Below are 23,329 nucleotides of genomic sequence, written 5' to 3' on the forward strand. Positions count from 1 at the left end.
CGCGTGCGGAACCGTCAGCGTCTCAGAGTCGAGCGACGACGTCCCGCAGCATCTCGACGCCTTTTTCGATCTGCCGGATGCTCAGGGCGGAATAGCCCATGACAAGCCCGACGCGGTCGGCTTCGCCTGCTCCCGACTGCCTATGATAAAGCGGCGAAATCGGGTGCAGACCGAGACCGGCGTATTGGGCAGCTTCGACCAACGCCGTTTCACGCGATCGCGGCAGGTCGTTGAACCATATGACGACGTGCAGTCCAGCCTCTGCCCCCTGGACGGCGATCCGACCTTGAAAACTCCGCTTCAGGGCGGTCAGCAATGCCTCCCGGCGCTCGCCGTTGATGCGGCGCACGCGGCGCACATGGCTTTCATAGCCACCGCTCTCGATCAGAGAGGCCAATGACTCCTGCCCCGCCATCGGAGAATGCCGGTCGGCAAGCTGCTTGGCGGTTTCGAAAACCTGCAGGAATTCCGCCGGGACGACGAGATAACCGATCCGCAGCATCGGCGAGAGCGTCTTGGAGATGGTGCCGAGGTAGATGACGGCCCCATGATCCTCGAGGGTATGCAGCGGGGGAACGGGGCTGATATCGTAGCGATATTCGCTGTCGTAGTCGTCTTCGATGACATAGGCGCCCTGCTCCCGCGCCCATTCCAGAAGCTGATGCCGCCGCGGGATCGGCATGACGCCGCCGAGCGGAAACTGATGCGAGGGCGTCACATAGGCCAGCCGGGCCGCGACCCCCGCCAGTTGCTCCGTTTGCATGCCGTGATCGTCAACCTCGACGGGAACGGGCGTGGCACCTGTACTGGCAAAGACCTGGCGCGCCATCCTGTAGCAGGGGTCCTCGATGACGAAGCTGTCCCCGGGGTCGAGCAGCAGGCGCGCGCAGAGATCGAGGCCCTGCTGCGAACCATTGACGATGACGATCTGCTCGGGGTCGCAGCGCACAGTACGGGCGCGCCAGAGATAGCCCTGAAGCGCTTGGCGGAGCCGGCTCGAACCGCACGGATCGTCATAGGCGAGCCGTGCCGGCCGCTGCGCCATCGCCGCGTTCATCGCGCGCTTCCAAACCGATGCGGGGAAATCTGAGGGCGCCAGGACGCCATAGCGGAAATCAACCTTCAGCGTGTTCGGCAGGTAATCCGGCCAGCGCGGAGTACCACGCAGCCGTTCGCCATAGCTTGACAAGTGAACCGGGCCGAACCGTTTTGGGGGATTGGCGGTCAGCTCATGTCCCAGCAGTGAGGATGCGACACGAGGGCGCGCGCCTTGACGGATGTCGATGAAACCTTCCGCGGCCAGCTGCTCGTAGGCGACGGTGACGGTCGTTCGCGAGACTCCAAGTTCCTCGGCGAGACCACGGGAGGACGGCAGCTGGCTGCCGGTGCCGTAAACGCCTCTGAGGATCTGCTCGCGAAGCGCTTCGTAGATCTGGCGCGCGCCCATGCCATGCGAGCGGGTTGAAGCACCGGGACCTGGAGACTGGACCATTTCTTTTCCTGCCAACTGGACATTCCATATCAACCAGTTTGCAGCCACTCCTTCCGAAAGCCAAGAGCACGTCTGAAGCCGATGCCCGAGACCGCAATCCAAGACCGGAAAGTGGCACATCTGCGAACGATGCCAAATTCGGCTTCGCTACCCGCGCCATCCATCACGGCTACGATCCGGCTGGTTTTCCCAATGCCGGTCAACCACGCGTCTTCCTGAGCTCGACCTACGATCGAAAGTGTTGCGGCGAATGAGGCCGCCGCCTTTGCGGCGCAATCCTCGGCGACGCGGAAGCCCTCCACACGCTGTACGAAACGGGCTTGCGCTACATCACCGGCGCGGCGCTCTCGACCATGTCCTCCTTCCTGGTTCTGCGCGGGCTGAAAAGGACTCTCACGCTTCGCATGGAATGGCACAGCACCACGGCGCTTGCGATCGCGCAGGTGCGCGACGGGCATTCGGCCGTGGGTTAGGTGAGCTCCCCTTCCTCGACTCGCATCCCGATCAGGCGATTGCCCGAAAGGAGATGTCGGGCATCGCCAACGAGGGGGCCGAAGGGTCAAGGCGCGCTAAGACATGATCGTCGCCCCACCAACGCATTTTGCCAAAAGCATCTCAACGACGAATATGCCGGCTTGGCGCGCCGTAGGGCCGCCGCCTTATCCCGCGAGCCGCGCAGCCCGCTCGCACGTCCCGTCCGCTATGCGTAACACCAGGCTGATGCCGGAGACCATAGGCAGTCACCGAACCGGGTCCGCCGTCGAGAAACGACGAATTGGTGCTGTCTTGAGCCACCGGCAAGCAAATCCATTACTGATCCTCGACTGCCATAGGCGTTATGCATGCTCGCAGCCTGGGCACAGTCATATGAAGATGCTTGGACAGACCGGTGTTTCGGCAACTGCTATCTTTCGTCCAGCGATTGGCATCAGTTTTGATGGACGCGAGCAGCTTGCGAGGGACGCATGCGAACGCGGCGCTGCTCCCACAATCGTCGCAGTTCTCCTGTGAGAGTCTCGCGCTGGGCCTGATCCAGCGTAATTGTATCGAGGAGATCCGCGAGCACGGCTTCGCCTTCGATCCGCGTCAGCATATCGAACAAGTCATGTGAAATACGCGCACAGTCACGGCTGGAGTGATCCGTTCGGATTTCGCAGACGGTCTCCTGGCGATCCTGCGCCGTGTATGCGCGGACTTTATGCAGGGATACATAAGGCGGCAATGAAACCGCGAGCGCAGTCCAATCCTGCAGCGTTGCGGCCCGTTTTTTGACGAGGAACGGCCCGACCACAAGTCCATCCAGCTCTGTCGTCAGGAATGTGGCAATCGAGTCTGCAACGGAATCAACGATTGGCTCGGCATTGTTGTTGAAGGACGTATTGAGCAGAATTGGGATGCCAGTGCGCTGCTTGAAGGCATTGATGACGTCCCAGTAGGCCGGACTGGCCTTGCGCGATACTGTTTGCAGCCGAGCCGTACCGTCGACGTGGGTGATGGCGCCGAGCAAACCACGCTTGGAGTCGCGCACACGGACCACGAAATTCATGAAGGGAAATTCGCACGCACTGCCTGGGAGGTCGAAAAATTCGCGCGCATCCTCCTCCAGCACTGACGGGGCGAACGGGCGATACCCTTCCCGCTTCTTGACCATGGCGTTGATCCGGTCCTTGTTTGTGGCGGGCCTGGGGTCGGCAAGAATGCTGCGATTTCCGAGCGCGCGCGGCCCGAACTCCGAACGACCTTGCACCCAGCCGATCACGGCGCCACCGGCCATCCACTCGGCTGCCCTATCCGCCACCTCCTCAGTGCGTTCAAACTCCAGGTGCCCCGCCCATGCTTTTAGTTCCTCTTCGACAGCATGATCGCTCGCGAGATCCGGCCCCCAATAAACCTCCTGCAATCGCGCACGCGGCGCGGGGCGGCCCAGCTCACCAGACACGATTAGTGCGGCGCCTAATGCGCAGCCAGCGTCATGCGACGCGGGCTGCACGAAGATGTCTTCGAAAAGTCCTGAATAGAGCAGCTTGCCGTTCATGGAGCAATTGTGCGCAACGCCGCCGGCCAGGCACAACCGCGTCATCCCGGTAGCCTCACGATGATGCCGAAGAATGTGAAACACGATGCGTTCGAGTGCTTCCTGTAGCGACGCACTCACATCTTTGTGCTGCTGAGTGAATGGCATTCCCTTTTGCCGGACCTGAATGCTGCGAAGCAAAGTCGGACCGATGCGGTCCAGGTGGACGCGATACTCGCCGTTTGCAGACAGTTCATAGAACTGCTCGAAAAGCTCGCGATAGGGAACGGGATCGCCGTAGGGGGCAAGCCCCATTACCTTATATTCATCGAACAAGCCGTAGCCGAGATACCGGATCACCTCGAGATAAAATAGCCCAAGGGAATTGTTCTCTGGGAAAGTCGCGAGTTGCGAAATTTCAGCACCAGATCCTACCGCCACAAGACCCGACTGGAAATCACCAGAGCCATCAATCGCGAAAATCAGACTTTGCTCGAAGCCCGACATTGCAAAAGCACTCACGGCGTGCGCCTGATGATGACTTACGAATGAGATACGCGAAGGGTCGAGCTCGCTACCGAACTCCTGCGCCAACAGCTGCTGCACCAAAAATTTGGCATCCAACGGAATGGAGGCGTCCGGCTCGGAAGCAAGCATGTTTTCGAGCATGGCGTTGCAATAGGCTTCGGTAGCGTAGTACGCCACATGATCGATTTCGCTGAGCTGAACCCCAGCGGCTGAAAGACAGTATTGAACCGAACTGATTGGGAGCTTGTTGGAGTGTTTGATCCGATTGAGGCGTTCCTCTTCTACGGCCGCAATGACCTGTCCGTCTCGGACGAGTACCGCAGCGCCATCGTGCATGAATGAGTTCGGAACCTGGAATCTGTTTTCATAGACTTTGTCTAATCCGCCGCTCAATCCTAGACACAGCATCTCGCTCTCCATTTGTCGTATAGGAAGACTGAATTGGCCTGTCTCAAGGCCGTTTGATCAAAAACACAGGCTGCGTTGTCGTTCGCCGGCGCGAACGCCAGTCAGACATCGCCAACCTCAAAGAAATTCTCTTCCGCCGGGGATCAACATGAGATCCTGTGATCGAGGTGTCGGGCGGCCCAGTTGATAGATTGAGTGGATGCCACCGAAGACCCTGGGTGGCATGCCGATTTCTGTTGGCGATGTCGCTTATTGGCAGCACGAAGTCCGTTGCGCATTGCTTATCTCCCTCTCTTTCGCGTCAGCGCATGAGTCGGCGGCGCAACAGCGCCATCGAGAGGAAGAATGGCAACAGCGCGTACAGGCCGAGCACACCGACATGCAGGGCAATGCCGCCGATCGGGCGATCAAGCATAACCGGACGAATGAGGTCGATCGCATGTGACAGCGGCATGCATCGCGCTATCTGCTGAAACGCGTGAGGCAGCTGATCCGATGGGAAAACGGCGCCCGACAGGAACATCATAGGTGTGAGGACAAGCGTCTGGTAAAACACGAAGTAATCGTAGCTGGGCGAAAGCGCGGTGACGACCATCGCGAGGCTCGCAAACACGCACCCAGTGAGAGCAATGATTGGCAGCGCATAGAGGACGGACGGCCAGGCTGCATAACCCAACGTTGCGGAGACAATGGTGATTGCCGTACCGGCCAAGAAGGCCTTGGTGGCTGCCCACGCCAGTTCACCCAGAACGATGTCGCCGAGGGTAACGTGCGTATACAACATTGCTTCCCAAGTGCGCTGAGAGTGCATGCGAGCGAAAGCCGCGTACAATGTTTCCATGGTAGAGGCGGTCATCGCACTTACCGCGACCATGCCGGCCGCCAAAAAGGCAATATAGGACGCACCGTCGACGCGGCCGACCATTATGCCGAGGCCGGTGCCTAGGCCGAAAAGATAGATCATAGGATCGGCAAGGTTTCCGAGAATCGTCACGAGTGAGACTTTCTTCCATGCCAGATAGTTGCGGCGCCACACCGCAACCCAGTTCCACGCATTGGCCGGCAGCGCCGCCGCAAAACCTTCAATCATCGTTCACTCCTCCATCTCGCGCCCGGTCAGCCGCAAGAAAACATCCTCGAGATTGGCTGGACGCAGAAGAAGACGCAGACCTGCTCGCCCCTGCAGTTGCGTGCGCACCTGGTCAGGGTCTGGCGCATAGCAATAAAGGGTTTCGCCGCTGACCTCGATGCGCTGGGAATGTGGCTTGACCAGCGACAGCAACTCGTGCGGATCGCCGCCATAAATCTCCATGACCTGGCATCCGATATGCTCGTCGATCAGCGCCTGCGGGCCGCCTTCGGCGATGTTGCGGCCCTTTTCGAGCACGCACAGCCGATCGCATAATCGCTCAGCCTCTTCCATGAAATGCGTCGTCAGGATAATCGTCTTGCCACGTGCCAACAGGGCGCGCAGCCGCTCCCAGATCAGGTGGCGCGCGTGCGGATCGAGGCCGGTGGTCGGCTCGTCCATCACAATGAGCTGGGGGTCGTTGATCAACGCCCGCGCCATTGTCAGGCATCGCTTCATGCCGCCGGACAGTTCCGAGACGCGCGCATTCGCCTTGCGCTCGAGGCGAGCGAACTCGAGAAGCGACGGGATGACCGCTTCGCTCTGACGAGTGCTCATGCCGAAGTAGCGTCCGAACACCAGCAAGTTCTCGCGTACGGTCAATTCCTGGTCAAGATTGTCGAATTGCGGGACCACGCCAATGCCCCTGCGTGCCAGCCGAGCGCGCGCCGGCACCGGGACGCCGAGCACCGTGATCGCGCCCGCGTCAGGGCATGTCATGCCGAGGAGCATACGCGCAATCGTGCTTTTGCCCGCCCCGTTTGGTCCGAGGAGGCCGAAACACTCTCCCGACGCAACGGAGAACGACAGTTCGTCGACAACGATCTTGTTCCCATACGACTTGGTTACGCCGGCAAAATCGACTGCCACGGTTGACGCAGAGTCAGGCACGGAGCTTTTCGCGCTTGTTTGCCCGTGAGACTCCCGTTCGATCGCAGGAGTCTCGAGCCGCCGCAATTCCTCTGGGCCCAACTTCCGACTCAACACTTGATGTTTCTGGTCCTGGCTCAAAACTCTTCCACCTAAGGTCACGTGACTATTGCTGTTCGCTGTAAGCTGCGTCAGATCCAACCAAGTCGGGCTTTGGAATGCTGCCGCCGGTGTCTGGCACGTTGGCCGCAGAGCTTCGCGACAACCAATCGCTATTGCTCAAAGTACACAGCGCGTATGCTTTCAAAGGGAGCAGGAGAAAGATGTTGATGAGTGTGTGGAGCGAGAACCCGAGAAATCGAAGTTGGCGCGCACGAAACGCTGCCACGCTGCAGCGAACCATCGTCATGACCGCAATCGTCAGGCATGCCGTCCAGGGCACAGTACCTGTCGTTACGAATTGCGCGAGCCCAGCCAGGAGCGACAAAGAGAGCAATAATGGGCCAATATTCTGCCCAATCACGTCCAATGTGAGATAAATATTAAGGCCGCGCAGCAGTTGGAACGCCAGCAACGTGTCACGGAACGTGCTTCGGGCCCAGCGGAGCTGTTGGCGCAGATAGGGACCCATCCTGTTGGGAACGACTGTTGCCGCGACGGCCTCCGGGACATACTCTGTTCGAAAGCCTGCTTTCAGCATTAGGATCGTAAGGTGGCGGTCCTCACCGAAGTCGCTCGGCTTCCCTCGAAAGCGCTGCGTCTCGTACTGGTCCAGCAGCGAAACAAGCGCGGATCGCCGGTACATGGCACACGGACCGCAGCAACACATGACGGCACCGAACCGAGCCTGCGCTGCCCGCTCTTCGTTGCAGGCGAGCCAGTATTCCATGTCGATCAACCGCGTCAGCCAAGTTTCACTGCGATTGCTAGCCGCCAACTGGCCCATGGCGGCGCCGACCGCTTGATCTTGCATCTTTAGCGCAAGCCTTGTGATGACGTCCGGGGCGAGTATCGTGTCCGAATCTACATTCAGCACCAAATCTCCGCACGAGCGGCGAATGGCGGCAATCTGCGCCTTGCGCTTTCCGACATTCTTTGGGAGCGCAATGAAGTTGAACCTCGGGTCGCCCGTGTATTCCTCGTGTACACCCACGAGGGCATCGCGGTTTGCAGAACCGTCATCAACAACATAGACCTGCAGTTTGCCGGCGTAGTCCTGACTTGCAATGGAAGCCAGGCAGTCCGAGAGGGTGCGAGGCACCTCGTTGTAGCACGGGATAATGACATCGACGCTCGGCCAAGGCTCACCGCTGGGCGGGTCGCCCGAGGTCGGCGGTACGTTTGTAGGCAGGGTATAAAACACCTGCGCGGTTTTGTAGACGGTCGACAGCAGCGCATAAGAGCAGATGGCAACAGTACTGGCTGTGGCAAACAGGGTCATGAGATGTCAGATTTTTCTGTGAATTTGAGGAAGCGAGCGGACAACAGATCCGCGGTCATAGCTCTGGACCGTTCCGATCGATCAAAGTGCCGGCCGGCCACTCGCTCATCGAGCGTCCAATTGGGAGCACCATGAGGAGTACGTCGTCGTCGACTCGCGTCGTGGAAGGCAGATCGGGGTACACGTCCGGGAGGGTTGAACGCACGCGAACGCCCGTCAGAATGTTCGCCAAGCCTTTGCGGCAGAACCTCCCAACATGGTTCCGGAGCGCTTGCCGAACCGTGCCGAAAGCGAATGGAACGCCAAGCTGCTGCAGCACTGGATACATGACGCTAATCGAATGGGCGATTCCCAGCCCCTCAAGATCCGGACGCACCCCGTATAGACCGAGTTCAGCGACCAGCAGATCAACGTCGCCAACTTTGATGTATCGGCGCAGCACGCCCATGTGAGCCGCTACCCCGTGCACATCATAGCCGATTGCGCGGACCTCCGGCCTTGCACCGGCCCAACTTCGACCGCCTTCGAATTGCTTCCCATTAAAGGCTCCGGTCGGCTCATAGGTCTTCCGGAAGAACTCAGAGAGTTCGAGGTGATCGGGAAGCTGCAACTCATTTTCCCAGCATAACCTCCACTGCACGTCAGGGCGCATGCGAAGACTTCCTCTTTTTCGGGTTCTTTTGTGCACCTCACGCGGTAGAGCAATGGCGGTGCATGTCATGGGTCTATGAACGACCCTCCCGGATTGGTAAAATTGATTGTTTAGATCGCGAGCATCCACGCTATGGATGTTAAAACCATGCCTTTCAAAGGCCCTGATCTGAACGTTCTGGTCGTGCTCGATTGGCCCGATAAGCGGCGGCACCGATGGCAGCTGTCGGTGACACAACCTGCCCCAAGAGCGGCCGCCAGCGGCGTGGCTGCGCCTCGTCGCGAAGCAGCGATCAAGTGGAGGATGGGCCCGATAGGCGTCAGCAAACGCGGCGACCGTTGACGCACGATCGCGCAGCTCTGGATCGCCCTCGGCAAACAGGTTTCGCGAAGCCTCTGGCTCGACAAGTGCGGCAAGGCGGCATGCCAATGACGCGATGGTCGCGCTCGCCAACAGGAATCGTCTGGTCAATGCTCTCGAGTGTCGCCTGTCAACCGGACTGTCGGCGAAAGCACCTGGAGCGGGAAGGAGGGCGCGCCCGGATGGCGCTACTTCGAACGAATTATTTGAGGTTTTGGCCGACTGAAGTGCGCGAAGGGGCTGGCCCCAAACTCTTCAATCCCGCGCCCCATCAAAGATCGCCGCACACAGAAAAGGCAGCCTAAGGAGCGTCAGCAGCCGGCCGGAGGGCCGGGACGCGGGACTGACTGCAACGACGAGATCGGTCAAAAGGGCAGCCGTAGGAGTGTCAGCATAGCGCCGCCGAAGGCGGGATTCGAAACATTTGATATCGAGTGGCGAGCAGCCGCTCGACTTCAACGTCGGTGAGCTTACTTCTTTCGATACGGATAGAAGAGCCAATGGTCTCGATGGTGGCAACACGGCGCAAAGCGGATAGGCGCTCTGGCGCGAGCGTGCCAAGTGCCCGCAAAGCCCCTTTGAATTCGTCAATCTAAAAACCCCAAAAAATCAAGAAACGGGTTTACCCAAGCAGGAGGTCGCCGGATATGCGCAGGTCATGGAAACGGTCTTCGCGCATTTCGATGCGATTGATCTGACCGAAAACCACGTCACGCAGTTACACCGTGACCTGCTGGCGTTCAGCAACAAGGATGAGCTCATCGCGGCGCCTACAAGACATTCGCAAACAATGTGAGTGCGTTCGATGCCGACGGGAACGAGATCGGCGTCATCTTCGAAACGGCGACGCCTTTCGATACGCCGAAGCGGATGAAGGAACTTATCGAGTGGACGCGTGCTACACTCAACGAGCAAAGCCTGCATCCCTTGCTCGTGGTGGCGATTTTCATCGTGGTTTTTTTGGAAATCCACCCATTCCAGGACGGCAATGGAAGGCTGTCGCGCGTTCTGACGCCGCTCCTGCTGATGCGCAGCGGCTATGCATATGTACCCTACTCTTCACTCGAAAGCGTGATTGAGAACAGCAAGGAGGGTTATTATCTGGCGCTTCGTTTCATCAGGAAGCGGAAATCGGCTTTTGGAAGCGGGCCAGCAGGCAGTCTTCATTGATCGACGCGCCCCGGCACTCGATGCACTCGATCTCGGTCAACGATTCGTTCAGCATGGCGATAGTGGTCTCTGCACCAGCAGCGTGCCCCCAGCGTTGGCAATTGGCGTCACGTGCCGACCCGAAGACCAGCTGCCCACCTGGCGCAAGCAGGCCTACCAGGTTGCGGACTGCCGCGCCGATCTGAACGAGGCCTCCGACGTAGTAAAGAACTTCCGCCACGACGATCAGGTCGAACAGTTCATCACTCGAAAATTGTTGAACATCGGAGATTATCCAGCTGATGTGCGGCGGCTCCTTCACGCGTAAACGTGCTCGCGTAATCGCTGGCTCGACGACATCGATCACAGTGAGCCGCTGGCAAATGGGGGCTAGCCGTTCCGTAAAAGCGCCAGCAGCGCACCCGACTTCGAGCGCATTTGCGACTCGACCTTGCGCAAGTGACAAAAGGAGAATTTGCGTGTGGCGCTCCCGCTCGAACGGGTTGCCATCGAGCCGCCATGGATCGTCTGCGGCCATTTCTCGATTCAGCAGTTCATGATCGATTTTATGGGTCAAATTCCCACCTCGCTAAGGCAGCAATCACCGGCGCTGCAAATGCCGTCAGATGTCGCTAGCGTCGGGACCCGGGCACACCAATTCTGAGAAGCGGGGCCGCTTCCTGCACCGGGCAGACCTGCGGGCCGAGGCACTTGATTTCGGTCACGCTCCTAACAGGGTCCGCAGGATTGGCAAATTGATTGTTTGGATGTAACCATCCACGCCGTAAACACATTGAGGGCCGAATTGGGCGTGGCTGGGTCCACGTCTGGGTGGCGCCGGCCGACACACTGCTCACATCGCACCACACTCGCCCGCCTGCTACGACGCCAGCACGCTGACGATGATCCTATGATGACTGCGGTTCACCGTCTCAACATGGCCGCAATGCCATGACGGACAAAGGGAAGATGTTGGCCGAGGCGCAGCCCCAGATGCCTTGCAAGCCGTGCCGCCGGATGCTCGCTTGAGTAGAGTCCGACGAGGATATTCGTAGCATGGTAGAGCGGCGCCGCCGACAGGCGCAGTCGGCTTTCATATCTGTGGAGCATGTCGGGATCGGCAATGTCGCGACGGTCGCGCCATGCTGTCTGGATACCACGGGCGAGCTGCTTCTGGCCGCCGAGGCCGATGTTGAAGCCATGCGCGGTCACCGGGTGCATGCCGATGGCAGCGTCGCCGATCAATGCGGCGCTCGGCGCCCGGAACCTGTGCGCCCAGGTCGTGGCCAACGGATAGATATAACGTTGGCTTGCCAGGCTCATGGTGCCGAGGCGCCCTCGACAGCGCTTTGTCAACTCCCTCAGGAACAACTCGTCGTCGAGGGCAAGCAGTCCGTCGGCCTGGTTTGAGGGCAAAGTCAAAAGCAGCGACGACACGCCTGGCGCGAGGGGCAACATCGCTATCGTCTGATGGTGATCGAACCATTCGATCGCGATCTGGTGGTGGGGGCGCTCGTGCCTCACCCGGCAAATCAGCATCGAGTTGCCAAGCCGATTGATATCGGCGCCGATGCCGAGCAGATTGCGGGTGGCGGAAAAACGCGAGTCGGCTGCAACGAGAAGCCGAGCGCTCAGTTGCCTGCCATTGGAGAGCGTTATCACTGCTCCTTGACGGCTGTTTGTTGCACGCACGACCGAGTGGCCGCACAGCAGCCGGGCGTGGCCCTGCAAGCGGATGATCTTGAACAGGGCATCGCGGATCTGGCAATTCGGGACCAGAACGCCCAGTGGTTCCGCGGATCCGCCGGGGGAATCGAAACGCAACGCAAAAGGGCTCGATCCGTTGAGGACGCGTGCGCCTTGAAGCGGTGACTTGTCCGAAGCGGAGATAACATCCCAGGCGCCGAGCTCGCGAAGGATTCCAATCGAGGCGTGGGTGAGCGCGATCTCGCGGCCGTCGAAAGCCGGACTTGCCAGTCTTTCCAGGGCCTGCCCTTCCACAACCGCCAGTTTGAGCTGGCTATGGGCAAGCGATGCGGCGAAGGAAAGTCCGACCGGCCCGGCGCCCACGACAATAATGTCGAAGCTGTCGTCACAGCCGGCCATCAGCGTGCCGCCAGCGCGTCGGTTCTGTTCGTGAGATGTTGGGGGAGTCGAGCCGCATGTCGTGCATCGATTGCGCTGTGATCTATTGCCCGCCTCGCCTCAAGCGCGTTTCTCACGTCGGTTCCTGGCTGGTGAAGCGTCATTTGCCTGCTGTATGATCTGGATTGTCAAGACGTTGGGAGCGACGGCAGACTGTCGGTCAGCCCATGCGTTTTTCCCGTGAAGGACTGGGCGATCAAACCACGCCGACAAGGGCGTGGCCTTGATCTGGGTCAGTCGAGGCCCAACCGGCGTCAGATGACATCGATCCAATCCAGTCATGTGCCAGCTGATCGCATGACGACGCCATGGCACCAGCCAGCCCAAGGAAGAACCAGGCGTCTGATCTGGGGAAGGCTGTTTTAAGGACTTTTGCGAGATCAGCGAATAACCGGCTCGCCATGGAAGCGCCGGCGCGAGGGCGGCGAGACGCCGAAGCCGACTTCCATCATCAGCCGTGGCGTGCGCGACGGTACGGTGCCCATATGGAAGCCGAACGGATCCTCGACGAAACCGAGACCGGCTTCGCCGGTCAGCGTGACGGGGCTGTCATCGCCATAGACCTTGAGAACCTCCTGCGCCGGATGGCCGACGAGCAGCGTCAGCTGATGCTTGATGGCGCGGCGGTTATGACTGCCCCGCACATAAACATGCGGGCCGGTGCCCTCGTCGACCGGCGTCAGATAGAAGAAGAATTTCAGCATCCTCCAGTCATCGAGATCGAAATGATACTTGCCAAGCGACGCACGGTTCTTGTCGGCGTCGGAAGCCTCGCTGGTCGGGAAGCTCCACCACACGCGTGTGGTGATCAGTTTCGCCTGAGCGCCCAGATAATGCGCGGCGATGTCGAGCAGCAGCGGATCGTTCTGGATGGCGACCGCTGCCTTGCAGCCGAGGATGTGTTCGAAAAAGTGGCCGCTGAGCAAGGAGCGGCCGAAACGCTTCTCGGCCTCGGCATGGTCCTCAGCCATGAATTCGAGACGGCGATCGAAATTGCCGAAACAAGGCGTGTACCGGGCGAAGGCGGCGATCTCCTCATGGATGGAAGTCGGCAGGACGAGCCCGCAAAACAGCCCGTCCGACCGCAGCGCCTCGATAATGTCCTGGGGATCGACGCCGGCAAACATGGTGTCGTGGGCTTTTTGCGACACGCGAACCGGCTTTGCCCCACGCCAGTGCATCCGGCGCGCCGGCATGGTGCGGGCGAGCACAAACATCGGCAGCCATGCCGGGTTCTCGCGAATGTCCGACAGATAGGTCGGAATGCGCACGGCGATGCGGCGCAGCACGCCGCCGTTTCGCGCGATGGCCTCGAGACTGGCGGCGCCAGATTTGTCAGGGCTCGAAAGGGTCATGAAGGTCCTCAGCTAAATGCGATATCGACGAAGCATCGATTCTCACTGCCTCGCCGCTGGTCCAAGCCCGATTCCCGCTGCGGAAGGACGTTTAGGCGCGCGTCGGATTTTGTGCAATGCACAATAGCCTTGCGCATGGCAAATGCTGTTCGGACCGCCGTGCGCATCAGCCAATATTCCAGCGGCAGGCAAACGGGGCGGCGGCACTTGGAAAGAGCCGCCGCCCGGCTTGGCACCTATTCGCGGACGAACAGCGGCTGCACCCTCGCCCATTGATCGGCGGTGCGGAAGCCGCCGCGTTTCGTGTAGCTTTCGACCGGGAATTTCATCCAGTTGGGCAGCCAGTTGACGATTTTCTCGCGGCCGTTCTCGCCCGCGAGGCAATCGCGGATGATCTTCTTTTGCGTCTTGACCTTCTCGGCGACATTGCCGTCGGCGACAGACTTGCCTGCGAGGTCGGCCAGCATCGCATTGGCGATCTCCCTGTCGCGCAGCAGGTCGAAGAAGGCGTCGTCCGCTTGCCACCACACGCCCATGTCGATGCCCAGATGGTTGCCGAGGGCCTCGACGACGGCGCTGCCGGCTTCGAGCGTCTCGGCCATGACAAGGCAGAGAACGCGCACGACGTCGTCGTCGCAAAGTGCCAGCAAACGGGCGAAGACGGCGGCAAGCGCAAAGGCGTCGCCATTGCCGCCGGCTATCGCACCCTCCTCGTCGGCCTGCCCAAGCAGCGCGAGCACCGCGCGCCGTTTTTCGGCGAATGCAGCTTCGGCCTTGCAGGCTGCGAGGCTTGCCGCCACCGCTTCATTGGCGGTGCGCTGCGGCTCGCGGCGAACCTGCCACAGGCCCGACCCGGTGATGGCATGCGCCACCATCAGGCGCAGCGCGACACAAGGATGGTCGAGCATGGCGGTACGCACGGCACCGTGGCGGTGCAGATCGAGATAGTTTTGCATCGGCCCGGTGAGTTCCGGCCGCGACGGCTTGGCGGGGGTTTCTTCGGGCTCGCCGCCCTCGCCTAGCGCGCGGGCGCGGCGGGCCTCCTTGCGCGACAGCCAGCCCTCGTGGCATTCGACCGCGCCGCGATGCGAGACCGATATGAAGACCTTGCCGCCCTTCTTCCTCGGCGTCTTCTCGTGGTCCCATGACTGGAAATGCTGCCCCGGTTCGAGCACGGCCACCTCGGGCCAGCCGGCTTCCAGATAGGCATCGCGTTTGGCGGCGATCGCCTCGTTCTGCTTTTGCCAGAACAGGTCGGCATCGGCGAAATAGCTGTCCTCGCCGAACAGGTCGCAGACGATCAGGCCGGGATAATCCTCGACGGCAAACAGCGCCACCTTGGTGGAAATCGACTGGCCGCCGAACAGCCATTGCTTCAACTGGAGGCCGCGCGGGGCGTATTGCTCGGGATCGGCATAAAGCGCCAGCCAATCCTTCTGCTGCGCCTTGGAGGCCATGGTCAGATGGCGCGCCGTCTCGGCGTCGATGTCCTCGCGGCGATAGGCCTCGCGGATCTTGGGCAGAAGATCGCCGAGCGCCAGAATGCGTTTGACCAGAAGCTCGGTGATGCCGAAGGTTGCGGCGATGTCGGCAACGCTGCGGCCTTCCCTGATCAGCCGCGAAAACGTCTCCCACTGCGACACCTCGTCGGGATCGAGCCGGGCGAAGTTTTCGATCAGCGAGGCCTCGAGCGCGTCGGCGTCGTCGCCGTCTTCCATGATGGCGCAGGGCAAGGCATCGCCCTCGCCGCGCTCGTCGGCGAGCGACTTCGCGGCGAAATAGCGGCGCCGGCCGGCGACGATCTCGAAGCTTTCCGGCGTGCCGTTGGGCCGCACCAGAAGCGGCACCAGGACGCCGCGCGCGCGAACCGACGGCAGGATGTCCGACACGTCGGGCGCGCGTTTGGAATGGCGCATGTTGAGCGTGGAAATGTTGAGCTTATCAAGCGGAATGTGGGCAAGCTGCATGGTTTGTCTCCTTGGTTGAGGGGTGGGATTCCCCCGCCGCAGAGGCTGCAAGCCGGCGCGGCGGGACGGTTTTCGCGCCTTACCGGCGCGTCTGTTCCGCCGTGTCGGGCGGAAGCCTAGAATGGGCGTTGCCAAGGGCCTCTGCTGCCTGCTGCAGAAGCCGCACGTCCTCGGTGATGCGGCCGGCGTTCCGCACGGCCTCGGCATAGACGGAGAGCGGAAAGCGCGCCTTGAAGCAGAGGTCGCGCTCGATGCCGAGGCCAAGCCGCCCCTTGACGCTTGCAAGCTCGGCAAGGCTGACGCTGCCGAGTTCGGGGAAGCCGAAGCCGAGGTCGCAAAGGCCGAACAGTGTGTCGCCGTCGGCGTCGAGTTCGGTGAGAAGCCAGGTGGCTGGCCCGGTCGGATCGAACAGTTTTACCACCGGAAAATGGTCGGTTTCGGTGTCGGTTGCGCCATTGGCGAGCAGCCGGGCGCAAAGGTCGTCGGTGATCAGGATCATGGGAAAACTCCTCTCAAAACAAGTCGCGTTGATTTCTGGCGTTCGGCGGGAGAAAGATTCACTGGATCTTTCTCTGATCCGCCTCACCATCGAGCAGCCGATATCGAGCGGCTTTTGCGCCGCGGGCGGGCGCATCGGCGCGTCGGCCAAAAGGGCGAGGCGGTCGCGCTTGGTGAGCGGCCGGACACCGGGGTGTCGCGATCGCGCGCGCTCATGCCGCGATCTCGTCTTGTTGCGCGCCTTGGGCCTCGGCGTTGAAGCCGAGAAGAAAATCGGCGGCCTTGGAGGCAAGGCTGGCGGCGCGGAAGATGGCGCGATTGTCCTCGCGCAGCACCTTCAGCCATGTGCCGATATAGTCGGCATGGCGCACGGTCGGCTCGATGCCGAGTGTCGAGCAGACAAAGGCAGCAGTGATTTCGGCAACCAATTCCTCGCGCGCATAGGTCTTGGAACCGAAGGCGCCGGAGAGGTCGCGCGCCAGCCGCGCCGGGTGGCCGGTCCAGTGGCCAAGCTCGTGGAAGCAGGTGCGGTAATAGTCGATCTGCTGAAAGAATGCCGGCTGCGGCGGCACCTGAATGGTGTCGGTGCCCGGCATGTAGAAAGCGCGATCGCCGCCGATGCGGAAATCCGCGCCGCTTCCTCGAATAAGCGCCTCGGCCTGCGGGATGATCTCGCGTTCGGGCAGCGGTTCGGCGTTGCGGTAAAGGTGCTCGGGCAGGTTCTCGCACTGCGCCACGTTGAAGACGGTGAAGCGCTTCAGGAAAGGGACCGCCTGCGGTTCGTCGCCATCGGCCTTGGCGCGTTCCTTTTCGTCCTTGGGAACAAAGCGGTCGGCATGCACGATTGTTGTGCCGCGCTCGCCCTTCCTGACATTGCCGCCAAGGACAAGCGCCTGCCGGAAGGTCAGCCAGTTCTGGCCGGGATAGCTGCGCTCGATGACGGCGCCCCACAGGATGAGGATGTTGATGCCGGAATAGCGGCGCCCGGTGACCGCGTTGCTGGGCAGGCCGAGGTTGGCCCTTGCGCTGCCCCATGGCTTGACCCATGGCACGGTCCCGCGCTCCAGTTCGGCAATGATGCGGTCCGTGATTTCCTGATAAAGGCTGGCGCCCGTGTGCCCGCCCCTGCCCGCGCCAGCCTCTCGGCTGCCGGAACGCTGGTATTTTGCAGACATTGTCTGGTCCTCCGCTCTTCTATCCCGCGCCTTTCCCCGGAAGCGGGGTGGGCGGCGAGACGCGACCGGAAAGGCCCGCCGTCGGAGGCGGACCGCATCCGAAGGACCGGAACGAAGAGGAGGACCCGAAGCGAAGCGAAGGGTTGCGGGATGCCGCGGCGGGCCTAGAAGGGAGTGCCGCCCACCCCGCGCCGCCGGGAACGGCCAACGAACAAACCGCGCCGGCCGACAGGGCGGCGACCGTCAGCAGCCGACAGGCTGCCCGCGCCAGGGGGCGAAGCCGGATGGCCGAGATCGCCTGAGCCTGGCGAAGAAAAAGCGGGCTCGGTTCACGAGCACCCGGCACGCGCCGTCAGGCGCGCGGGCGCCATCAAGCTTTGGCCAAATTGCCGCTTCCCGCGGAGGCCTGGACGCCATGCCTTGCGCTGCGGTTATCAGGTCGCAGGGCTCAACGCTCGGTGCCCCCGCCAGGCGTGCGGGCGAGAAAGGCGCTGAACAGGAATTCTCGTTCCTGGAACGGTGGTTCCTGTTCCATAACGCGGTCGGCAGGTCGCCAGGGCCCCGTCGCTCGAGGTCCTATGCGAAGTGCGGTTACACATCCTGACGCAGCCAATAGAAAACATCCGCCGTTTTGAAGAGAAAGCCGGGATCCCTCCGTGCCAGCCGCTGATGCGAATCTGAAACTCCCCGACCTGTTCGGCGCTATCGACCGCATGCCGACGCCTGGCACGTTGTGGGGTGTGCGAAAGTTCGAGGGTCTTTAATCGATCCACTGGCGAAGTGTTGGCAGAGCTACCCGACATGGGCGCTGAGACGCGCACGGCGATCGACAAGGCTTATACGGCGCAGGTTGGATGGGCGGCGTTTACCGCCCGGGATCGCGGGGACATGCTCTGGCGCTGGCATCAGCTGATCATCGACCATACCGACGACCTTGCTGCCATTCTTACGGCAGAGATTGGCAAGCCGCTTGCCGAAGCCAAAGTCGGAGGTCTCGCATGCGGCGGCATATCTGCAATGGTAAGCCAAAGAGGCCAACCGCATCCATGGCGAGACGATCTCCCCGCCCTCGACTGACCGGGGCATGCTGGGTGAACAAGCAGCCAGTCGGCGTTGTTGGCACGATCACGCTATGGAATTTCCGGCTTCAATGGTGGCGCGCAAGATCTCACCGGCACTGGCGGCGGGCTGCACCGTGATCTTGAAACCTGCCGAACAGACGCCGCTTGTTGCAGGCGCAATGCGCGCGGCCGGCTTTCCCGAAGGCGTCGTCAACCTGATCCATGCTTGCAAAGGCGATGCCGTCGGCCGCACACTGATCAGCCGAAGAACTTGATCCACAGGCGCTTGAACCATGCGACGATGGCCTTGAGCCCCTTCGGCTGGGCGCCGCGCTTGAGAAGGCGGTCATAGGCACGGGCCGGCTTCGATCTGCTCGCGAGACATCTTGCCGGTCCAATGGATCGATGATGACTGCCTGCAGGAACTGGGCTGGATTTTCCAAAGTGCGGCGCGACCTCGCCCAATGGCTGGCCAAGTGGGAGACGCGCTGCCCCAAGCTGTGCCAGTGGGTGGAGGACAACATCGAGGAGACGCTCACTTCAACCGGCTGCCACGCCAGCATCACAAGCGCCTGAAGAGCACCAACATCCTGGAGCGGCTCAATCAGGAGATCAAGCGGCGCACCCATGTGTTGCGCATCTTTCCCAGCGCCGAGCGCTGCCTGCGGCTCGTCCGCGCGCTCGCCGTCGAAACAACACGAAAACTGGCTGGAGGCCATGCGTCTCAACATGTAGCGCTTGGCCGAGCACAAGAAGGAGATGCTGCGCAAGCTGGAGCAGCCCAAGGCCGCGGTTACTTGAAGACGCCGCGCCTGACCCGCCAACACCGGCGACCGTGATCGCAAATTTGCAGAAGACTCTGGACAGAACTCCCAAACTGCATCAAAAAATAGTCAGAGCTAAATTATGGAAGCCGATTGAGATGGAGGAGGAGGGCTTAGAAGCCTTTGTACAGCTCTCCCAAACTTTTCGATATCGATGGGTTTACCTGCGGACCGTTTGGCCATCGATTCCGATCGTTTTAGCTTCATCTCACGACGGGAATAGGCGCAGAGAGGTCTGGCCCTCGTGCAGAAATTACTGCCGGTACCACCGAAGTGAAGGAGTCGAACTGCTTTGTGTAGCGCCAAATTGCTGACGGAACGTCCGGCGCCCATTGTTGCTGCATGCCTCGATTCTTGGGGCGGTCTGGAAGACGCAATCCACCATCTCACTCCAAAGGGCAGTGGAATCTGGAACAATGTCGCTTTTGTACGCAAGACGTCCTTCACGCCGGATTGGCATATAATCTTTAACTCTCCTTCTGTTTTTGGACTTCCTGTTGATATCGAGGCGAGCCCGAACAGGACCATTTTTGCAATCGGCGAACCGCCGACGAAAGCGCATCGCGCCCTCCATCTTGGGCAGGGGGAAAATACCATCGTTCTGACGTCTGACGCTGAGCTGGTAGCTCGGCAGAATGCAGGGCGTCGATTCGTCTTGTCTCCACCTATCACTCGGTCTTGGTCTGTAAGAAAGACGTATGACCAACTTCTGCTCAGCGAAGTCGTTGACAAGCCGCGTCGGCTCTCATGGATTACCAGCAACATCGCCATGCTTAAAGGACATCGATATCGGCTGGCGTTTTTGGAACGGCTGAGAGGGGAGCTCGAGTTCGACCTGTTCGGCCGAGGTTTTCAACTGATTGGAGATAAATGGGACGCACTTGCACCTTACCGCTACAGTATAGCTTTCGAGAATACGTGCGCTGATTACTATTTTACAGAGAAGCTTATGGACTGCTTCGTTGCTGAAACAATGCCGATCTATTACGGCAGCCCGGCAATCACGCGGTTCTTTCCGCCGGACTCAATGGTTCTGATTGACCCAGAGGACAAGAACGTAATTCAAAAGATCCGAGAAATCATCGACTCGGACCTCTGGAAGGAACGTCGCGATGCAATACGAGAGGCGAAGCGGTTGGTACTTGAGAAGTACAATACATTTGCTTATCTCGCGGGCTTCATCGAAAGCGTTCAGGATAAGCCTTTGCCGCCTAAAGTTATGCACATCGGTACGCCTGCAGTCGATTTTGGGGTAGACGAATGAACTCCAAAGTTCATTCGCTTTGCGCGCCCGGCGGTTGGTGGTCTGGCAGGGTCCGTACGGAACACTCGGCGGAGAATGCCTCGAGCATCTTTGATGAACACAAGAATCGGCCGATAGGTCCTGTCTGATTCACTGTCCCGGTGATTTGCGAGGAGGTGATGATGACGAGGAGCCTAAGGGCGGACCTTCGTGGGCGCGTGATTGCGGCCACTTAAGGCGGGGTTTCGACGCGGGAGGCGACGCGTCGCTTCCCGATCGGTATTTCGACGGCCGGGAGTTGGTATCGCCGCTATCACGAGACCGGCCAGATGGAAGCGCGCAAGCAGGGCCAGCCGTCGCGTTCGAAGCTCGATGCGCATGCGGCCTTCATTCTTGGTCTCATCGAGGACGCGCCGGACATCACGCTTGCTGAGATCGGGGAGCGCCTTGCCGCCGAGCGTGGCGTGCGGGCAGCGTCGTCCACGGTCCGGCTGTACCTCGACCGGCGCGGCATCACGTTTCAAAAGAAGACGGCGCACGCCGCCGAACAGCAGCGCCCCAATGTCCTGCGCCGCCGCAGAAGCTGGTTCGATGGCCAGCTCGATCTCGACCCCGAGAGGCTGATTTTCATCGATGAGACCGCAGCATCCATAAAGATGGCGCGGTTGCGTGGCCGCAGCCTGCGCGGCGAACGATTGTCGGGCGGCCGTTCCTCACGGCCATTGGAAGACCACCACATTCACGGCCGGCCTGCGGCTGGGCGGCTTGGCGGCGCCAATGTTGCTCGACGGCCCTACGAATGGTTCTGGCTTCCTCGCCTATGCGCAGCAGGTCCGCGCACCCGAGCTTCGCCCCGGCGACATCGTGGTCATGGACAACCTGCCCGCCCACAAGATCAGCGGCGGACGCGAGGTGATCGAGAAGGTTGGCGCGGCTCCTGTTCCTGCCGCCATACTCGCCCGACTTCAACCCGATCGAGATGGCTTTCTCGAAGCTCAAGGCTCTCCTGAGAAAGGCTGCAACCCGAACCATCGACGAACTCTGGTCGGTCGTGGCCAACTGCCTCGCAGCTTTCACAGCCTAGGAATGCAGGCACTATTTCGAGGCAGACGGCAATGACCCGGAATAAGTCGAATCTGCTCTAGCTGCGCAAACGGGCCGAGACGGGCGCACGACATCGTACGCCACCCGGCTGCTGCTGATCAGGCGAACTGGGGAAGGCCGGGAATGGAATTGAGGACCTCGTCCACGAGTTCGTCGCCGGCATGTTCCTTGGCGAAGGCGATCGTCTCGTTAGCAAGGCCGGCGATATTTCCCAGGCTGAGACCCTCGTTCATCAATTGCTGGCCGAAACCCACCACGCCGCCTCCGGCGAGGACGCTGCCGCCCTCTGCGTCCTCACCATCATGCTTCGCCACTAATTCCGAAGCTCCGGGAATGGCCTCGATCATGCGCGTAGCGGGACCGTCGGCTGCCTCGCGTTGCAGGAAACCCAACATCATGCCAACGGCCTTGTCTGCGAGAGCCGGGTCGACGCCAACATTGGTGGCGATGCGTGATACGAATTCTTCCAAGGAAGGGCACCTTTCGTTTATTGAGGTCAGAATGATTAGCTATGTTTGTCCCGCTCAAATGGTTGAGCGCAGCGCCAGTCTACGCCTCCGCAGTCTTACGCAAAAAACCTCTCAGGTATTGGTCCACCCTCTTGGCTATTTCCATGGACTTCACGTCTACAAGGCGCTGAAAAGGCACCGCAGCAATGATGGTGGTTACAAGTACAATGAGGACAGTGCTACTGGCCGCAATGGCATGCCCCCATTGGATAGTCCAGAGATAGACAAAGCACCCGAGGGAGCAAAGGATAGGGAAATGAAGAAGGTAGACCGAGAACGACAATCGACCCAGGAGTGGGAAAAAGTATGACGAGAAGGCTCGCTGAAGCGATGGAAGCGCGAGAACGCTAGCGACAAGGAAGGTTGCACCGACGCAGTGCATTGCGTCCTTCAGGGGATTAAAGTCGATTGGGGAGAGTTTGATGATCGGCTCATACAAGATGTCGTTTGAGAAGCCGCCAAGATAGATGGCAGCAAGAAAGATTGCGATCTTGGCTTTGTGAGGCCATTTCGCTGGAGAAACGCGAGTCAGGAGGACGCCGACCCCGAACGACAAGGCGAAGGGCAGGTAAGCTATATGGACCGCAAAAGAGAGAGCCGCGGCAAAAACTGTGACGAGGGCGAAGGTGAACCACCTCGCAGCGAAGGCGAACATGAAGGCTAAGTATGAACCGACGAGCTCAATGGACATCGTCCAGAGTGGTGAATTGAGCTTGTTCTTTCCGAGAAATAAGGACTCATATAGGGCCTCCTTGGCGATGGTCGCGGCCGTAATTGAGCTAGGGTAATACCAGGTCAGCCAGATCGAGCCCGTGAGTGGAGCAACTTCAAGATTTCTCATGAGCCCCATGGCAAAAATGGTACCGGCAAAAACGATTGAAGCCGCGATTGGAATGCCGAGGCGGGGTATCCGTCGGATTGCCCTGGATACAAGCACCGACGCATTTCCAGTGTCAGCAAAAGACTTGGTAAGGACGAAGCCGCTTAGAACGAAGAATACACAAACCGCAAAGCTTCCGTTGATAAGCATGCTGAATGGGGGGAGAGTTAGAAGCTGAGCAGGCCATCCGATTTCTGGCCACGCTGCTTGCGCCAACGGGTACATGGTTTTGAATATACCTGGCTCGACAGCAAAGATGGCGTGAGACAAGAGGACGCCAACTGCAGCCAGCCCCCTCAACCCCTCTAAAGCAATAAAACGCCCAGATCCGGCCTGCCCTGCCGCCATTGCGTTCATGGATACTCTGCCCCTTATGATGCGCCGGTTTCGACTTGGTCTTCCTACAAAGTCCACGCTCGTGAACGTGAGTTGGAAAGCACGGGACATTGGCGTTCCTGTACGGCGCTATGCAGCATCATGACGGATGGGTAAACTTGATTGTTTGGATATAATGCATCCATGGGA

At 60.2% G+C, this 23,329-nt stretch carries 18 protein-coding genes and 4 pseudogenes; 7 read left to right on the top strand and 15 right to left on the bottom strand.

Annotated elements, in window-relative coordinates:
* Window positions 1-22: 22 nt before the first annotated feature.
* Window positions 23-1,492, bottom strand: coding sequence for a PLP-dependent aminotransferase family protein (locus EB230_RS30600; RefSeq protein WP_109672003.1), 1,470 nt, complete (start codon window positions 1,490-1,492; stop codon window positions 23-25).
* 320 nt (window positions 1,493-1,812) lie between these two features.
* Here EB230_RS30600 and EB230_RS30605 point away from each other — a divergent pair, with 320 nt between their 5' ends.
* Window positions 1,813-1,965 carry a PLP-dependent transferase gene (locus EB230_RS30605; protein WP_244846079.1) on the top strand — a complete coding sequence of 51 codons (153 nt, stop codon included), beginning with the start codon at window positions 1,813-1,815 and terminating at the stop codon, window positions 1,963-1,965.
* A gap of 230 nt (window positions 1,966-2,195) precedes the next feature.
* Here the strand turns inward: EB230_RS30605 and EB230_RS30610 are convergent.
* From EB230_RS30610 to EB230_RS30635, 6 genes and pseudogenes are all read right to left on the bottom strand, one after another.
* Window positions 2,196-2,303, bottom strand: a pseudogene (locus EB230_RS30610) (nodulation protein NodZ); the annotation flags it as partial.
* Between the two features lie 117 nt (window positions 2,304-2,420).
* Complete coding sequence (locus tag EB230_RS30615; RefSeq protein ID WP_172374573.1) at window positions 2,421-4,442, bottom strand: carbamoyltransferase; 2,022 nt, start codon at window positions 4,440-4,442, stop codon at window positions 2,421-2,423.
* 301 nt (window positions 4,443-4,743) lie between these two features.
* Window positions 4,744-5,532: an ABC transporter permease gene (locus tag EB230_RS30620; RefSeq protein WP_109672010.1), complete on the bottom strand. Its 789-nt coding sequence runs from the start codon at window positions 5,530-5,532 to the stop codon at window positions 4,744-4,746.
* A gap of 3 nt (window positions 5,533-5,535) precedes the next feature.
* On the bottom strand, window positions 5,536-6,558 hold the full coding sequence (gene nodI / locus EB230_RS30625; protein ID WP_172375208.1) for a nodulation factor ABC transporter ATP-binding protein NodI: 1,023 nt from the start codon (window positions 6,556-6,558) through the stop codon (window positions 5,536-5,538).
* A 49-nt stretch (window positions 6,559-6,607) separates the two neighbouring features.
* Window positions 6,608-7,882, bottom strand: a complete 1,275-nt coding sequence (nodC, locus tag EB230_RS30630; RefSeq protein WP_172374575.1) for a chitooligosaccharide synthase NodC — start codon at window positions 7,880-7,882, stop codon at window positions 6,608-6,610.
* Between the two features lie 55 nt (window positions 7,883-7,937).
* Window positions 7,938-8,534 (bottom strand): NodA family N-acyltransferase, encoded by a 597-nt coding sequence (locus EB230_RS30635; protein WP_172374577.1) that lies wholly within the window; start codon window positions 8,532-8,534, stop codon window positions 7,938-7,940.
* Between the two features lie 1,018 nt (window positions 8,535-9,552).
* Between EB230_RS30635 and EB230_RS32830 the strand changes: the two genes are divergently transcribed.
* Window positions 9,553-9,690 (top strand): hypothetical protein, encoded by a 138-nt coding sequence (locus EB230_RS32830; RefSeq protein WP_246738875.1) that lies wholly within the window; start codon window positions 9,553-9,555, stop codon window positions 9,688-9,690.
* Window positions 9,687-10,064, top strand: a complete 378-nt coding sequence (locus tag EB230_RS30640; protein ID WP_246738876.1) for a Fic family protein — start codon at window positions 9,687-9,689, stop codon at window positions 10,062-10,064. Before EB230_RS32830 ends, EB230_RS30640 begins: the two co-directional genes overlap by 4 nt.
* On the opposite strand, the gene nodS is transcribed toward EB230_RS30640, so the two are convergent.
* The 6 genes from nodS to EB230_RS30670 form a co-directional block, all read right to left on the bottom strand.
* Entirely contained in the window at window positions 10,012-10,581 is a 570-nt protein-coding gene (gene nodS / locus EB230_RS30645) for a nodulation methyltransferase NodS (RefSeq protein ID WP_081709737.1), read from the bottom strand. The genes EB230_RS30640 and nodS overlap by 53 nt on opposite strands.
* Window positions 10,582-10,967: 386 nt before the next feature.
* On the bottom strand, window positions 10,968-12,149 hold the full coding sequence (ubiM, locus tag EB230_RS30650) for a 5-demethoxyubiquinol-8 5-hydroxylase UbiM (protein WP_172374578.1): 1,182 nt from the start codon (window positions 12,147-12,149) through the stop codon (window positions 10,968-10,970).
* 419 nt (window positions 12,150-12,568) lie between these two features.
* The gene (locus tag EB230_RS30655) at window positions 12,569-13,543 is read right to left on the bottom strand and encodes a hypothetical protein (RefSeq protein ID WP_172374579.1); all 975 of its coding nucleotides are present in this window, start codon (window positions 13,541-13,543) and stop codon (window positions 12,569-12,571) included.
* A 236-nt stretch (window positions 13,544-13,779) separates the two neighbouring features.
* Window positions 13,780-15,510, bottom strand: a complete 1,731-nt coding sequence (locus EB230_RS30660) for a ParB/RepB/Spo0J family partition protein (protein WP_172374580.1) — start codon at window positions 15,508-15,510, stop codon at window positions 13,780-13,782.
* Between the two features lie 79 nt (window positions 15,511-15,589).
* The gene (locus tag EB230_RS30665; RefSeq protein ID WP_172374581.1) at window positions 15,590-16,009 is read right to left on the bottom strand and encodes a DUF2958 domain-containing protein; all 420 of its coding nucleotides are present in this window, start codon (window positions 16,007-16,009) and stop codon (window positions 15,590-15,592) included.
* 211 nt (window positions 16,010-16,220) lie between these two features.
* Window positions 16,221-17,183: an ArdC family protein gene (locus EB230_RS30670; RefSeq protein WP_172374582.1), complete on the bottom strand. Its 963-nt coding sequence runs from the start codon at window positions 17,181-17,183 to the stop codon at window positions 16,221-16,223.
* A gap of 648 nt (window positions 17,184-17,831) precedes the next feature.
* Between EB230_RS30670 and EB230_RS30675 the strand changes: the two are divergent.
* The 4 genes and pseudogenes from EB230_RS30675 to EB230_RS30690 all read left to right on the top strand — a co-directional run.
* Window positions 17,832-18,507, top strand: a pseudogene (locus tag EB230_RS30675) (aldehyde dehydrogenase family protein); the annotation flags it as partial.
* Between the two features lie 144 nt (window positions 18,508-18,651).
* Window positions 18,652-18,979: pseudogene (locus EB230_RS30680) on the top strand (transposase); the annotation flags it as partial.
* Between the two features lie 396 nt (window positions 18,980-19,375).
* Window positions 19,376-20,332, top strand: a complete 957-nt coding sequence (locus EB230_RS30685) for a glycosyltransferase family 10 (protein WP_143974873.1) — start codon at window positions 19,376-19,378, stop codon at window positions 20,330-20,332.
* Window positions 20,333-20,493: 161 nt separating this feature from the next.
* Window positions 20,494-21,395 (top strand): annotated as a pseudogene (locus tag EB230_RS30690) (IS630 family transposase).
* Between the two features lie 118 nt (window positions 21,396-21,513).
* Here EB230_RS30690 and EB230_RS30695 read toward each other — a convergent pair.
* Together EB230_RS30695 and EB230_RS30700 are read right to left on the bottom strand one after the other, a co-directional pair.
* The gene (locus EB230_RS30695; RefSeq protein ID WP_172374583.1) at window positions 21,514-21,885 is read right to left on the bottom strand and encodes a hypothetical protein; all 372 of its coding nucleotides are present in this window, start codon (window positions 21,883-21,885) and stop codon (window positions 21,514-21,516) included.
* Between the two features lie 79 nt (window positions 21,886-21,964).
* A complete protein-coding gene (locus EB230_RS30700) occupies window positions 21,965-23,251 on the bottom strand; it encodes an acyltransferase (RefSeq protein ID WP_210261332.1) in 1,287 nt (428 codons plus the stop codon).
* Window positions 23,252-23,329 lie beyond the last annotated feature (78 nt).

Source organism: Mesorhizobium sp. NZP2234 (assembly GCF_013170765.1).
GTDB lineage: Bacteria > Pseudomonadota > Alphaproteobacteria > Rhizobiales > Rhizobiaceae > Mesorhizobium > Mesorhizobium loti_D.

Bases quoted from the DNA above. Each gene is read 5' to 3' on its own strand.
- EB230_RS30620 (WP_109672010.1), bottom strand. From the start codon at position 5,532: ATGATTGAAGGTTTTGCGGCGGCGCTGCCGGCCAATGCGTGGAACTGG.
- EB230_RS30700 (WP_210261332.1), bottom strand. From the start codon at position 23,251: ATGTCCCGTGCTTTCCAACTCACGTTCACGAGCGTGGACTTTGTAGGA.
- EB230_RS32830 (WP_246738875.1), top strand. From the start codon at position 9,553: ATGGAAACGGTCTTCGCGCATTTCGATGCGATTGATCTGACCGAAAAC.
- EB230_RS30655 (WP_172374579.1), bottom strand. From the start codon at position 13,543: ATGACCCTTTCGAGCCCTGACAAATCTGGCGCCGCCAGTCTCGAGGCC.
- nodC (WP_172374575.1), bottom strand. From the start codon at position 7,882: ATGACCCTGTTTGCCACAGCCAGTACTGTTGCCATCTGCTCTTATGCG.
- EB230_RS30600 (WP_109672003.1), bottom strand. From the start codon at position 1,492: ATGGTCCAGTCTCCAGGTCCCGGTGCTTCAACCCGCTCGCATGGCATG.
- EB230_RS30635 (WP_172374577.1), bottom strand. From the start codon at position 8,534: ATGCGCCCTGACGTGCAGTGGAGGTTATGCTGGGAAAATGAGTTGCAG.
- ubiM (WP_172374578.1), bottom strand. From the start codon at position 12,149: ATGGCCGGCTGTGACGACAGCTTCGACATTATTGTCGTGGGCGCCGGG.
- EB230_RS30665 (WP_172374581.1), bottom strand. From the start codon at position 16,009: ATGATCCTGATCACCGACGACCTTTGCGCCCGGCTGCTCGCCAATGGC.
- EB230_RS30670 (WP_172374582.1), bottom strand. From the start codon at position 17,183: ATGTCTGCAAAATACCAGCGTTCCGGCAGCCGAGAGGCTGGCGCGGGC.
- EB230_RS30660 (WP_172374580.1), bottom strand. From the start codon at position 15,510: ATGCAGCTTGCCCACATTCCGCTTGATAAGCTCAACATTTCCACGCTC.
- EB230_RS30615 (WP_172374573.1), bottom strand. From the start codon at position 4,442: ATGCTGTGTCTAGGATTGAGCGGCGGATTAGACAAAGTCTATGAAAAC.
- nodS (WP_081709737.1), bottom strand. From the start codon at position 10,581: ATGGCCGCAGACGATCCATGGCGGCTCGATGGCAACCCGTTCGAGCGG.